Source organism: Nocardia aurea (assembly GCF_003123685.1).
In the GTDB taxonomy this organism is placed as follows: domain Bacteria; phylum Actinomycetota; class Actinomycetes; order Mycobacteriales; family Mycobacteriaceae; genus Nocardia; species Nocardia aurea.
The window spans coordinates 47,227-59,010 of sequence record NZ_QCYJ01000029.1; the positions used below are offsets into that span (position 1 = coordinate 47,227).

The following is an 11,784-nucleotide window of genomic DNA, read 5'->3' on the forward strand; positions in this document are numbered from 1 at the left end:
GCCTCGTTCTGGCAATCTCGAAACCTGGTGCCGGAAGAGTGAATCGAGGCCAGTCCAGGCACGTCACCGGTCTCCGGTATGTCGGCTCGGCGTCTTTTCGCTGCTGGTTCAGTAGCCGATGGTGAAGCGGCGTTGGATGAAACGCGGGATTTCGATTTCGTCGAGGAGTGCGACGGCGGCGTCGTCGTAGGAGATCCGGCTGCGGCCGTCGGCGTCGACCACGGGCTGGTCGGTGCCCAGACGGTAGCGGCCGGTGCGTTGGCCGGGTCCGATCTGTTCGGCGGGGCTGAGGTAGGTCCAGAGCCGGTCGGAGGTGCGCAGTACATCGAGCCCGTCGCGGGCGCCGCGTACCGCGGCCGCGTATTCCTTGGGCAGGCCGATGCTTTCGAGTAGCGGGTGCAGTCGGTCGTCGTGGTCGGCCAGGACTCGTCCCGGTTCGAATTCCAGGCTTCCGGCGCCTCCGATCACGATCAGCCGAGTACGCGGGTGGGTGTGCAGGGCTTGCAGCAGCGAATGTGCGACGGTGACGTGAGTGCCGGGGTCCGCGATCGACTTGGCGACGGTGTCCGCGAAATCTCTTGCCGCACTGCCGGGTTGATAGCCGGACACGAGCACGTCCAGCCCGGGCAGTTGCGCCGCGACGGCCGCGGAGTCGAAGACGTCGAGTTCGGCCCAGGTGAGGCGGGGATGGGTGGTGGTGGCGCGGGTGAGGTCGCGGGTGAATGCCGTGACCTGGTGGCCGCGCGAGAGTGCCTCGGTGACGACCGTGCGCCCGATATTGCCGGTGGCCCCGATGATGCCGATGAACATGGTTGTCCTCGCTGGTAAGTGGTCGGATTTCGGGCCGGGCGCCATGGGCGTCGACCCGTCTGTCCACCTTGTGCCTCGGCGGGTCCGTAGGATAGTGGCCCGAATGCCAGATATCCGGAGGTTCAGGCCATGCATCGAGTGACCGTCATCGCCGTTCCACCGGCCACGACCTTCGATCTGTCGATTCCGGAGTTGGTGCTCGGCGCAACGGTGATCGACGACCACCACGGCTACGACGTGCGCATATGTACGCCACGTCCCGGACCGGTGACCGTGAACGGAGGGCTGGAGGTCCGCGTCATACAGGGACTGGCGGCCGCCGAGGATGCCGACACGATCATCGTCACCGGCACCGGTGCCCGCGATGACATCGACGCGCGGGTACTCGAGGTGCTGACTCGGCGCGCGGGCGCGGGCACCCGGATCGCGTCGATCTGTACCGGTGCGTTCGTGCTCGCCGCCGCCGGGCTGCTCGACGGACGTCGTGCGACCACCTACTGGGCACGGTCCGAGGAGTTCGCGCGCCGGTTCCCCGCAGTCGAGTTGCGGCCCGGGGTGCTGTTCGTCGAGGACGGCAATGTGCTGACCTCCGCCGGACTGTCCGCCGGTATCGATCTGTGCCTGCATCTGGTGCGCAGCGACTACGGCGCCGCGGTCGCCAATGCGGTGGCCCGGCTGATGGTGGCCGCACCCGTGCGGCCCGGCGGCCAGGCGCAGTTCATCGAGGCGCCGCTACCACCGGAGACCGGGACCTCGCTGGCGGCGACCCGCGCCTGGGCACTCGCCCGACTGCACGAACCACTCACCCGCACCTCCCTCGCAGACCATGCCCGGACCAGCGTCCGGACGCTGACTCGCCGGTTCCACGCCGAGACCGGGCACAGTCCGCTGCAATGGCTACTGCATCAACGCGTCATCCGGGCACGCGAACTGCTCGAGACCACCGACCTGCCGATGGACCGAGTCGCCCGCCTCAGTGGCCTGGCTACCACAGACTCACTACGCCAACACATTTCGCGGCGAACTGGGCTGACACCCAGCGCATACCGGGCAGCGTTCACCCAGAACCGAACCGGACAATTGCCCGAGGTGCGCTGAGCGAGCGATCACGTCGCCGGGTCGATCGAGTGCGCTGTCCCTGTCCCGGCCCGCGCGGGCGGGGCGAAATCACTGCCACTTATCGCTGCGAGTCGAGTCAGAAACCGTGGTCCCGATCGGGGGCAGAGACGGGGACGTCGGCCTGGCCTGAAGGCGACCGGGCCGACGAGGGGAGGCGCAGGCGTCAGCCGACGCCGAGATTGTGGCCCTGCTGACGCCTGTATATCGCCTGGTCGCCCTCGGTATTGCCGCGCGAGGAGCCCAATGTTTCGAGGGCTTGTTCGAGGCGATCGTCCATGCCTCCGAGCACGACAACGTTCCCCTCCGGTGAACTGCCATTGTCGATATCTCGTGAGCTCAGCAATGTCATCGTGGCTCTGCCACCGGTGAGAGCAGGCTACCTACCCACCTCTGCCACTTCGAGAAAGAACCCAGCGGACAATGATGTCACCTGCTGTGTCGGCCGGTGGTCGACTGCTGGGCGCGCAGTGTCCATGCGGTCGACGTCAGCAGATGCATCAGCGAATCGACGAACCAGTCATCGACCTCGTGAGAGACCGCTTCCATCAGCGACGCTCGCCCGTCCTCCGCGCGGTTTTCCGCCCGAGCTTCGATGAACCGCACCACCCGATCCTGATGGGCGTTGACCTGCGCGGGCAGGTTGCCCTACATCCGAAATCAGGCCGTACTGCCGCCGTCGGCGAGCAAGGTGCTGCCAGTCATGAACGCCGACAGATCCGAGGCGCAGAACAGGACGACGCGAGCGATGTCATCAGGGACGCCGAGGCGACCGATCGGGCTGGTGAACATAAGTTGGGCCGACGACGGATCAGGCCCATCGACTGCGGCCGCCGAAGCGAACGTATTGCCTTCTGTCGGTACATAGCTCGGCGCGACTCCAAGCACGCGGATGCCCAGCGGAGCGAGTTCGAGGGCCAGTTCTCGAGTGAGGCCGCGAGCGGCGTGTTTCGATCCGACGTAGGCGGCCAGACCCGGTGCGCTACCGCGGAACCCGGCGGTGGAGATGATGTTGATAATGACGCCGCCGGTGCCAGCGGCGACGATTCGCCGGGCTGCCTCACGCGCGCCGAGGAATACGCCGCGGGCGTTCACGCTGAACACCTGATCCCAGGTCTCCTCGCTCATCTCCAGTACGGATACGGCGGGGAAGATACCGGCGTTGTTGATCCAGATATCGAGGCCGCCCAGGTCGGCGACCGCGCGATCGGCCACCGAAGCGACAGACGCGCCGTCGGTGACATCCAGCGCGACGCCGACGGCGTTCACGCCGTGACGTTCGGCGAGTTCCGCGGCAGCGGTGACAGCCAGATCTTGATCGATATCGCCGATCAACAGGTCTGCGCCGGATTCGGCCAAGCGGGTCGCGATCGCTTTGCCAAGCCCGCGCCCACCGCCGGTGACGACTGCGCGCCGCCCATGTAGGGAAATGAGGTCGGTGAGCGGTTTGCTCGAAACATCGCGGATCGGCATGAATCTCCTTCTGATCTGGTCGAACGCCGGTGCGGTTGTTGTCAGCACGCCAGCGCAGTGATCACGAATCACCCACACTTAAATGTAACCATAGTGGTTACATTTAACAAGTCTAGACTTGGGCTGTTCCATCGACCGTCCCCGTCTCGCGGCGCGAGACCTCCGAGCAAAGGACTTTCGTGACCTCTCACCCACAGGCCCGAGAGCCCGCCCGGCGTCAACGCGGCCAGAACGCGGGCACACCGGCCCGGCAGGCGCAGATCATCCGGGCCGCGCTGGAGAGTTTCGCCCAGCACGGCTACGCGAAAGCATCGCTGCGGGACATCGCCGCACGGGCCGAGGTGACCCATGCGGGCATACTTCGTCACTTCTCGGGCAAGGACGAATTGCTGTTGGCGGCCCTCGCGCAACGAGAGGCCGACGAGGAAGCACTGGCCGATCGGATCATCCAGGCCGGAGCGCGCAGGGAGAGCATTCTGAGCGAGGTGCTCCGCGACGAGTTCGGCAGTCCCGACTACCAGCGAAATTGGATGGCGTTGGCTATCGCAGCGACCGACAGCTCACATCCCGCACACGAATTCTTCGTCACTCGACGCGAACGCATGCGGACCCGTTTCAGCGGTAGTCCCCTACCCACCTCACGCGACAGCGCCTACCTGTCGGCGGACGAAAAGGTGACGTTGGTCCTGGCGCTCATCGACGGGCTGCGAATTCAATCGTTGCTGGACCCGTCGCGTGAGACCCTCCGACTCTTGGAGGTGTTCATGACTCTGGTCATCACACCCACTGAAGACGACGTCGAGACATGAGCTGATCCGCTTCCTGATCCCGATCAACCGACTTGCAAGGGTCATCGAGGTGTGACCGGCGGTTGCCGCGCACACCAGCTCAGGAGCGTTTCGACAGCAGGTCGTAGCCGCGCTGCGCGGTGAGGAGCGCGCCGCGCCCGGCGTTGTCCTGCTCGATGATGTACTCGCGAATATCGACGCCGAGATCGTGTGCCTCCCGAAGGATGCGAGTGAAGTCGATGATGCCGGTGCCAGGGTCGGTGATACTCCCGTCGGCGGCCATATCCTTGATATGGAGCTGGCGGAATCGCGCCGGAGCGCGGGCGATGACCGAGACCGGGTCGACGCCGACGGTCAGCGGCCCGTACACATCGAGTTCGAAATGGACTGTCGCCGGGTCGGTTTCGGCTAGCAGGATATCGAAACCGGTCCGGCCGGGATCGTCGGGCAGCGGCCTGAATTCGGTGGCGTGATTGTGGACGCCGACTTCGAGTCCGGCGTCCGCGGCGAGCGCGGCGGCCCGGTTCACCTGTCGCGCGTAGTCGTGCCACAGCTCGGCGGTCGTCAGGTTGGCCTGCGCGAAATAGCTCGGTATGGCGAACAGCGGGATACTTTCGACCATGTATCGCTGGCCGAGTGTGACCGCGTCCGCGATCGCCTGGCGCCACTTCGCCTCGTCGTACGGGAAGATCTGGTGGTGACCGGAGGTCGCGTGAAGTCCGTGTGTGTCGAGGGCGGTGCGGAACTCTCGGGGGGTCTTCCCGTGTAGTAGACCAGGATGCTCGACGGTGCGATAGCCGATTTCGGCGAGTCGCGCGAGGACGCCGTCGAAATCCTGGTCCAGAAGTTCACGCAGCGTGTAGAGCTGGATGCTGACAGATTCGACGGGCAGCGGATACGACTGTTCGGCATGCGCGGGAGCCGACCCGGCCAGTGCGAGCGCACCGAGGACGCCTGCCGCGGCACTGGTCCGTAGAAATCCTCGGCGGTCGAGTCGGTGTCGGGAGCCGATGTCGGAATGGTGGATACACATGGGAATTCCTTGAACAGTGCCGAGGGTGCGCCCAGGACGTGCGCCGGTCCGGATGACAACCGGTACCCGCGCACTCCTCGTCGAGACGTGTGGTTATCGCTTGTTCAGTTGGCCCGCGTCGACGGGGACGACCGAGCCGGTGATGTAGCGGGCATCGTCGGAGACCAGCCAGGCGATGGCGTTGGAGACATCGAGCGGTTCGACCAGGTCGACGGGCATGGCGTTGGACAGCGCCTGTGCCAGGGCCGGGTTGCGCTCCATGATGCCCTCCAGGTTCCCGTCCCGGGCCATGGGTGTGCGGACCGCGGTCGGAGCGACGCTGTTCACCCGGATGCTGTGCGGCGCGAGGTAGTTGGCCCACGACCGCATCAGCCCGACGACGCCGTGTTTGGCGGCGGTGTAGCCCAGGAATCCCGCCGTCGGGATACCGACGCCGATCAAGCCGCCGGTGGAGCTGGTGAGCACGATCGATCCGCCTTGTCCGCGCTCGACCATGGACGGGATGGCCACGCGGCCGGTGTTCCAGACGCCGGTCAGGTTGACGCCGATGACTTCTTCCCATTCCTGCTCGTCCGGTGCTACCGCACCGCCCGCGCCGATGCCTGCGTTGGCCAGCACGATATCGACGGGGCCCAGCTCGGCGGTGCCTGCTTCGAACGCCTCGCGTAGTTGGGAGACGTCACGGACGTCGGCCTGCCTGGCGACGATGCGCCGACCCAGCTTCTCGACTTGCGCGACGGTCTCGTCGAGTTCGTCCTGGGTGCCCATCGGGTACTGCACTGTTTCCAGCTGAGCGCAGATGTCGACGGCGATGATATCGGCGCCTTCCTCTGCGAGCCGGATCGCGTGGCTGCGCCCTTGGCCGCGCGAGGCTCCGGTGATGAAAGCGACCTTGCCGTCGAGCTTTCCCATGTTCTTTCTCCTTCAATTTCGAAGTCGTCGCGACCCGATGTGGCCCGCCTCTCGGGGCGCGTCGCGGTCGGGCGGACGATCTCGAAGTGTTCGTTGCTATTTGACGTCGTTGAGGCTCTTGCCGACATCGGCGAGGGTGGTAGCCGTGCCGTATTCCGCGGTGTAGCGGTAGGGGGTCACGTCGCAGCGGAACAGACCGCGGTCTGGTTTGAAATCGGCCTGTTTCCATCCCGCTGTGGTCGCCTGCATGACGTTGAAGCAGTCCGGTGCCGCGTCCTTGTTCGACAGATCGCGAGCGGTGTGCAAACCGCCGCCGGTCCAGGCCGTCTGCTTGGCCGCCGCGTCGAGTACGCATCGGCGAGTGAGCTGGTCACCACAACTTCCGGCGGCCTTGGCGAACAGCAGCCAGGAGGACAACGCTCGTACCGAACCCAACGCCAATTCGGCGCCGGGTGCGTACTTCTCGACGAGGTCGTGCAACTGCTTCATCGCGGGTGAGGACACCGATGCTTCGATCGGGACCGCACCGGTCAGGTCGACGACGTTGTTCTGCACGCCCACCGACTGCGCCGCAGCCTGGAGGAACTGGGGGTTGTAGGCGTTGTTGGTCGGGTCGATCCAATCGAGCTTGTAGTTCATGCCCGACAAGACATCCTCGAGCTTGCCCAGCTGTCGGAAGTCGCCGTAGAACACCAGACCCTTGACGTTCTTGTTCTTGATGGCCTGCGCGTACGGGGTCCAGTCCGACACACCCGAGGCGGGGTAGAGCTCGCTGTATGTCACCGCCGCCTCCGGCGGCCTTGATCGCCTCCACGGCTTTGTCGCCGAGCACCTTGGTCACCGGTGAGTCACCGTTGATGATGCCGATCGCGCCCGCCGATTCCGGATACGCCTCGTTCAGCAGCCATTTCCGGAATCCGAAGTAGGGCTCATAGTGCGCGTAGGTACTGGTCAGTGCGCTGACCTGCAAGTCCGACTGCAAATTCTGCGACTGCGAGACCTGGGCGGGGAACTCGGGCAGCAGGCACGAGAGACGGTCTTTGACACCGAGTCCGTCGAGCGCGGCGCCGCCACCGACGAGGGCGAAATCCTCTCGGCAGGCGTCGAGCATCCGAGGACGGACCTCGAGCAGATTGGTGTCACGGACCTCGTACACCAGTTTTCTACCGTTGATGCCGCCCGCCGCGTTGCACCACGAAGTAAATGCCTTTGCCGCGTCGACGAATTCGGGCTGCTTGGTGAAGCCGACGTCGCTGAAGACACCGACTTTGATCTCGGTGGCCGTCACGCCCTGGGCCGGAGTTCCGCTGGGTGATCCGCCCTTGCAGACTCCGGACAGGTCACCGAAGTTTCCGGAGGCCGTGGCCTGTGCGGTGGGCGCGGTGCCTTCTTCCTCACCGGTTCCGCTGCGCCCACATCCGGCGGCCAGCAGTGCCATCGCCACCAGCGCGATGACTATTCGTTGCGATTTCAAGTTTTCTCCTCAACTGGACCCCGATGACCAGCCGGCGACCGTGTCGTCATTAGCTACACCTGCGGAGGCCGCATTCGTGTTCTCGATAGATCTCGGAAGGCCGCAAGGCGGCCTTCGGTGGGTGACCGCTGCGGGGAGCGGCTATTCCGTCACGATCGCGTGTTCGGGACAGGCATCGACCGCGTCGATGACCGCGTCGCCGTATTCGTTGGGCACCTCGGGGTTTCGCGCCTCGGCGTAGCCGTCGTCGTTGAGTTCGAAGACCTCGGGGCACAGTGCCACGCACACACCGTGTCCGCGGCAACGGTCGGAGTCGACCCAGACCTTCATCGGTGACCACCGATCATCGCGTGTGCGGTCGCCGCTACCGCCGAGCGATATCGCGGAGAGGAGCTCAGCGTCTGATTGTCGTTCGACATCGAAGTTGTCCCTTCGCTATCACAGCGTGCGCGGGTCGCACTATCGCGACATGGTGCGACCCGGTTCATTACGCCTGCGTGTAGGTGATGTTCAGGTCGCGCAGGCCGCGCAACAGGAAGGTCGGCTCGTAGCTGTAGTTGCGGTGGCCGGGGGCACCGTGGGCGCTGTCGTCGATCGAGATATCGGTCAGACGGTCAAGCAACCGATTGAGGGTGACCTGGCCTTCGGTGCGGGCCAGCGGCGCGCCCGCGCAGGTGTGGATGCCACGGCCGAAGGCGATGTGCTCGCGCGAGTTGCGACGGTCGAGCTGGAACTCGTCGGGATTCTCGAATTTGCGCGGGTCGCGATTGGCGGCGCCGATGCACAGCATCAGCACAGTGCCTGCCTTGATCTCGACCCCGCCCAGCACGGCGGTCTTGCGCGCCAGTCGGAAGTCGACCTTGGTCGGGCTTTCGAAACGCAGTGATTCCTCGATGAACGCACCGACCAGGCTGCGGTCCTCGCGCACCCGCTGCTGCAGTTCCGGCTGTTCGGCGAGTACACGCACGGCGGAGCTGAGCAGTTTGGTGACTGTCTCCTGCCCCGCGGCGAACAGGAAGGTCGCCGGTCGCACGATATCGATGACCTCGGGCACCGAGCCGTCGGGATAGTTCGTGGCCGCGAGCACGCCGAGGATATCCTCGCGCGGGGAGTTGCGGCGGTCGGTGATGTACTCGCTGAAGGTGTCTTCGAGCCACTGCAACGGATTGGAGGCCACCGGCTCGTGATCCAGCGCGCCCACCCTGGTGCCGGGATCCTTGTGACCTGCCAGGCGCGTGCGGAACTCGTGGCGATCGGATTCGGGCACACCGAGCAGGTCGGCGATGACCAGAGTGGCGAAGGGTTTGCCGTAGTCCTCGAGGAACTCGCACCGGCCCAGTTCGACGATCTCGTCGAACTGGCGATCGGCCAGCCGCCACATGTAGTCCTCGTTCTCCTTGAGGCGCTTGGGCGTCAGTAGTCGGCTCAACAGGGTCCGAGTCCGGGTGTGGTCCGGCGGATCCATGGTCACCATGTGCTCGTAGAGCGGGAGCTGGTGGCGATGGGCCTCGATCTGCGCGGTGATGTCGTCGCCCTCGGGCACGAACGGCAGAGGCGGGAAAGGCCCACCGATCGAGATGCAGGCCGAGAACGCGTCGGTGTTGCGGAACGCCTCGTTGGCTTCCTGGTATCCGGTGACGGCGACGACGCCGTGGTTGGGCTCACGGAAGACCGGATTCTGGCTACGTAGGTAGTCCAGATATTCGTACGGGTCTTGCGCGATCGACGCATCGGAGAAGTAGTCGACAGACGCCAAGTCGGTCATTGTCAGCCTTTCGAACAGGAGCTGTGGCCACCGGCCGAGGACAGTCGATCGGAGGGTCGAGTCGGAGTTGATCGGAGACCGAGTCGAGGTCCCGTCAACGTCACAAAGGGCAGCTGTCGGCATCACCTCGGCGGTGCTCGCCGCAGACAGGTTCTTGACGTCCTATCCGATCTAGACTTATCGATCGATCAAATTTTCGGAGTCGAGTATGAGTATCACGTAGCCCAGTGCATGGTCAAGGGTGTCGACCTGATCCGAGATCGACGAGCAAGCCGACCTTTGCAACAGACCGCCCAATAACGCGGCTGCACACCATCTACCTGCATCTAATCGTCGCCGCTGTGGTGAGACAGCAGTGTGGGATAGTGTCGACTCCGCAGTGTGTCGGCGGACTTTCAGCTGATCGGCCGTTGACAACGAAGTGTTCTCGATGTCACATTTGATCGTCTGATCAGTAGATTGACCGTAGATATTCATCGGACCGCACGAGCGGTCACCCTCCGAGGAACGGGGTTTTCCATGGTTGGACGTGTCGAAGGCAAGGTTGCCTTCATCACGGGTGCTGCGCGTGGTCAGGGACGCAGCCACGCATTGCGCCTGGCGCAGGAAGGCGCCGATATCATCGCCGTCGACGTGTGCAAGCCGGTCAGCGGGACCGATCTGATCGCCGCGTCCACTCCGGACGACCTGGCCGATACCGTCGAACTGGTGAAGCGTCTGGGCAGGCGGATCATCGCTACAGAAGTCGACGTTCGCGACTTCGACGCGCTCAAGGCCGCGGTCGACGACGGTGTCGAGCAGTTGGGCCGCCTGGACGTCATCGTGGCCAACGCGGGCATCGGCAACGGCGGGCAGACCCTGGACCAGCTCGAGGAGCAGGACTGGAATGTCATGATCGACATCAACCTCTCCGGCGTCTGGAAGACCGTGAAAGCCGCTGTGCCGCATCTGCTCTCGCAAGGTACCGGCGGATCGATCATCCTGACCAGTTCGGTCGGCGGGCTGAAAGCCTACCCGCACACCGGTCACTACATCGCCGCCAAGCACGGCGTGGTCGGCCTGATGCGCACCTTCGCCATCGAGCTGGGACAGCATTCGATCCGGGTCAACTCGGTGCATCCGACCAACGTCAACACCCCGATGTTCATGAACGTCGGGACGATGAAGATGTTCCGTCCGGACCTGGAGAGTCCGACCATCGATGATTTCCGTCCGGTCGCGCAATTCATGCACGTGCTGCCCATCGGCTGGGTCGAGCCGGTCGACATCAGCAACGCGGTGCTGTTCCTGGCCTCCGACGAAGCCCGCTACGTCACAGGTCTTCCCCTGACGGTCGACGCGGGCAGCACCCTGAAGTAGGACACCGGTCCGCCGGTCGCGACCGGCGGACGTTTCGGGTACAGCGGTGGGAGTCGGCACCGACCGACGCCGGTCGGCGATCCGGACCACCCACGAGCCGGGCGGGGACGTGCTCGGCCGATCCGCACCTTGCCCAGCCGTCGGCTGAGCAGGCACCCGGCCTGTGTCGGGGGGAGAAGTACAACCACAACCAACCACTATGGGAGACATATCGTGCGCGTAGGTTTTATCGGACTCGGCAGCCAGGGCGGCCCCATGGCGCGGCGGATCATCGAGGCGGGACACCCGACCACATTGTGGGCGCGTCGCCCCGAGACACTGGCCGCCTTCGCCGACACCGATGCCACGGTCGCGCAATCCCCGGCCGAGCTCGCCGCAGCCAGTGACCTGGTCTGCCTGTGCGTGGTCGGCGATGCCGATGTCACCCAGGTCGTCGAGGGCACCGAGGGAGTGCTGAGTGGTTTGGCGCGCGGCGGCGTCATCGCCGTACACAGCACGATTCATCCCGACACCTGTCGCGAGATCGCGAAAATCGCTGCTGACCAAGGTGTTCAGGTCATCGACGCACCGGTGAGCGGCGGCGGTCAGGCGGCCGCAGAAGGCCGGCTCCTGGTGATGGTCGGCGGCGAGACCGACACCGTCGAACGGTGCAAGCCGATCTTCGACTCCTACGCCGGACGAGTCGTGCACCTGGGTGATCTCGGCGCCGGTCAGGTCGCGAAACTTCTCAACAATCTGCTGTTCACCGCGAATCTCGCAACCGCGGCAACGACTTTCACTCTCGGCAAGCAGTTGGGTATCGATCCACAGCGGCTGGGCGAATTCCTGTCCGAGGGCACCGCGAACAGTTTCGCGCTGAGCACGATCGCCCCGCTGGGCGGGAGCCTCGAGATCCTGGCCGCCCACGCCAGTGGTCTGCTGCGTAAGGATGTCGGACTCATCGGCGATCTCGCCGACCGTGCCGCGGCCGAGCGGGGTGCGGTCGTTACCGCCGCCGAGGCGACGCTGGACCTGATGGAGTCGCTGCGCTGACGATCGTGACGGATCGGTCGTT

15 protein-coding genes are annotated in these 11,784 nt (G+C 65.0%); 6 read left to right on the plus strand and 9 right to left on the minus strand.

Translation table 11 applies throughout. The annotated features are described in order from the left end of the window. Positions 1-108: 108 nt before the first annotated feature. Positions 109-810 carry an NAD(P)-dependent oxidoreductase gene (locus tag DAT37_RS10750; protein ID WP_109524617.1) on the minus strand — a complete coding sequence of 234 codons (702 nt, stop codon included), beginning with the start codon at positions 808-810 and terminating at the stop codon, positions 109-111. A gap of 129 nt (positions 811-939) precedes the next feature. On the opposite strand from DAT37_RS10750, the gene DAT37_RS10755 reads away from it, so the two are divergent. Next, positions 940-1,908, plus strand: a complete 969-nt coding sequence (locus DAT37_RS10755; RefSeq protein WP_109524618.1) for a GlxA family transcriptional regulator — start codon at positions 940-942, stop codon at positions 1,906-1,908. A gap of 184 nt (positions 1,909-2,092) precedes the next feature. Here DAT37_RS10755 and DAT37_RS44000 read toward each other — a convergent pair whose 3' ends face one another. The 3 genes from DAT37_RS44000 to DAT37_RS10760 form a co-directional block, all read right to left on the minus strand. Then, entirely contained in the window at positions 2,093-2,278 is a 186-nt protein-coding gene (locus DAT37_RS44000) for a hypothetical protein (RefSeq protein WP_157978399.1), read from the minus strand. A 77-nt stretch (positions 2,279-2,355) separates the two neighbouring features. Next, positions 2,356-2,532: a hypothetical protein gene (locus DAT37_RS44005; RefSeq protein ID WP_157978400.1), complete on the minus strand. Its 177-nt coding sequence runs from the start codon at positions 2,530-2,532 to the stop codon at positions 2,356-2,358. Between the two features lie 54 nt (positions 2,533-2,586). Next, positions 2,587-3,399 carry an SDR family NAD(P)-dependent oxidoreductase gene (locus DAT37_RS10760; RefSeq protein ID WP_109524619.1) on the minus strand — a complete coding sequence of 271 codons (813 nt, stop codon included), beginning with the start codon at positions 3,397-3,399 and terminating at the stop codon, positions 2,587-2,589. 179 nt (positions 3,400-3,578) lie between these two features. Here DAT37_RS10760 and DAT37_RS10765 point away from each other — a divergent pair, with 179 nt between their 5' ends. Continuing rightward, on the plus strand, positions 3,579-4,208 hold the full coding sequence (locus DAT37_RS10765; protein WP_109524620.1) for a TetR/AcrR family transcriptional regulator: 630 nt from the start codon (positions 3,579-3,581) through the stop codon (positions 4,206-4,208). Between the two features lie 79 nt (positions 4,209-4,287). On the opposite strand, the gene DAT37_RS10770 is transcribed toward DAT37_RS10765, so the two are convergent. The 3 genes from DAT37_RS10770 to DAT37_RS46220 all read right to left on the minus strand — a co-directional run bounded on the left by DAT37_RS10770 (position 4,288) and on the right by DAT37_RS46220 (position 6,915). After that, the gene (locus DAT37_RS10770) at positions 4,288-5,220 is read right to left on the minus strand and encodes a sugar phosphate isomerase/epimerase family protein (protein ID WP_109524621.1); all 933 of its coding nucleotides are present in this window, start codon (positions 5,218-5,220) and stop codon (positions 4,288-4,290) included. 93 nt (positions 5,221-5,313) lie between these two features. Continuing rightward, positions 5,314-6,132, minus strand: coding sequence for a mycofactocin-coupled SDR family oxidoreductase (locus DAT37_RS10775; RefSeq protein WP_109524622.1), 819 nt, complete (start codon positions 6,130-6,132; stop codon positions 5,314-5,316). A 96-nt stretch (positions 6,133-6,228) separates the two neighbouring features. Beyond that, positions 6,229-6,915 (minus strand): ABC transporter substrate-binding protein, encoded by a 687-nt coding sequence (locus tag DAT37_RS46220; protein ID WP_332873277.1) that lies wholly within the window; start codon positions 6,913-6,915, stop codon positions 6,229-6,231. On the opposite strand from DAT37_RS46220, the gene DAT37_RS46225 reads away from it, so the two are divergent. Further along, on the plus strand, positions 6,909-7,058 hold the full coding sequence (locus DAT37_RS46225; protein ID WP_332873278.1) for a hypothetical protein: 150 nt from the start codon (positions 6,909-6,911) through the stop codon (positions 7,056-7,058). The two genes, DAT37_RS46220 and DAT37_RS46225, sit on opposite strands and share 7 nt — an antisense overlap. An 8-nt stretch (positions 7,059-7,066) precedes the next feature. Further along, complete coding sequence (locus tag DAT37_RS46230; protein ID WP_332873279.1) at positions 7,067-7,447, plus strand: hypothetical protein; 381 nt, start codon at positions 7,067-7,069, stop codon at positions 7,445-7,447. Between the two features lie 300 nt (positions 7,448-7,747). Here DAT37_RS46230 and DAT37_RS10785 read toward each other — a convergent pair whose 3' ends face one another. Both DAT37_RS10785 and DAT37_RS10790 read right to left on the minus strand, forming a co-directional pair. Next, complete coding sequence (locus DAT37_RS10785) at positions 7,748-7,936, minus strand: ferredoxin (protein ID WP_109524623.1); 189 nt, start codon at positions 7,934-7,936, stop codon at positions 7,748-7,750. A gap of 157 nt (positions 7,937-8,093) precedes the next feature. Further along, on the minus strand, positions 8,094-9,371 hold the full coding sequence (locus tag DAT37_RS10790) for a cytochrome P450 (RefSeq protein ID WP_109524624.1): 1,278 nt from the start codon (positions 9,369-9,371) through the stop codon (positions 8,094-8,096). A gap of 519 nt (positions 9,372-9,890) precedes the next feature. Between DAT37_RS10790 and DAT37_RS10795 the strand changes: the two genes are divergently transcribed. Continuing rightward, entirely contained in the window at positions 9,891-10,730 is an 840-nt protein-coding gene (locus tag DAT37_RS10795; protein ID WP_109524625.1) for a mycofactocin-coupled SDR family oxidoreductase, read from the plus strand. Between the two features lie 213 nt (positions 10,731-10,943). After that, positions 10,944-11,762, plus strand: coding sequence for an NAD(P)-dependent oxidoreductase (locus DAT37_RS10800; RefSeq protein ID WP_109524626.1), 819 nt, complete (start codon positions 10,944-10,946; stop codon positions 11,760-11,762). Positions 11,763-11,784: the final 22 nt, after the last annotated feature.

What these genes read in the sequence shown, in the direction of transcription:
- DAT37_RS46225 (WP_332873278.1), top strand. Translation starts at nt 6,909, where the DNA reads ATGTCACCGCCGCCTCCGGCGGCCTTGATCGCCTCCACGGCTTTGTCG.
- DAT37_RS10775 (WP_109524622.1), bottom strand. Translation starts at nt 6,132, where the DNA reads ATGGGAAAGCTCGACGGCAAGGTCGCTTTCATCACCGGAGCCTCGCGC.
- DAT37_RS10755 (WP_109524618.1), top strand. Translation starts at nt 940, where the DNA reads ATGCATCGAGTGACCGTCATCGCCGTTCCACCGGCCACGACCTTCGAT.
- DAT37_RS10750 (WP_109524617.1), bottom strand. Translation starts at nt 810, where the DNA reads ATGTTCATCGGCATCATCGGGGCCACCGGCAATATCGGGCGCACGGTC.
- DAT37_RS44000 (WP_157978399.1), bottom strand. Translation starts at nt 2,278, where the DNA reads ATGACATTGCTGAGCTCACGAGATATCGACAATGGCAGTTCACCGGAG.
- DAT37_RS10770 (WP_109524621.1), bottom strand. Translation starts at nt 5,220, where the DNA reads ATGTGTATCCACCATTCCGACATCGGCTCCCGACACCGACTCGACCGC.
- DAT37_RS10790 (WP_109524624.1), bottom strand. Translation starts at nt 9,371, where the DNA reads ATGACCGACTTGGCGTCTGTCGACTACTTCTCCGATGCGTCGATCGCG.
- DAT37_RS10760 (WP_109524619.1), bottom strand. Translation starts at nt 3,399, where the DNA reads ATGCCGATCCGCGATGTTTCGAGCAAACCGCTCACCGACCTCATTTCC.
- DAT37_RS10795 (WP_109524625.1), top strand. Translation starts at nt 9,891, where the DNA reads ATGGTTGGACGTGTCGAAGGCAAGGTTGCCTTCATCACGGGTGCTGCG.
- DAT37_RS10785 (WP_109524623.1), bottom strand. Translation starts at nt 7,936, where the DNA reads ATGAAGGTCTGGGTCGACTCCGACCGTTGCCGCGGACACGGTGTGTGC.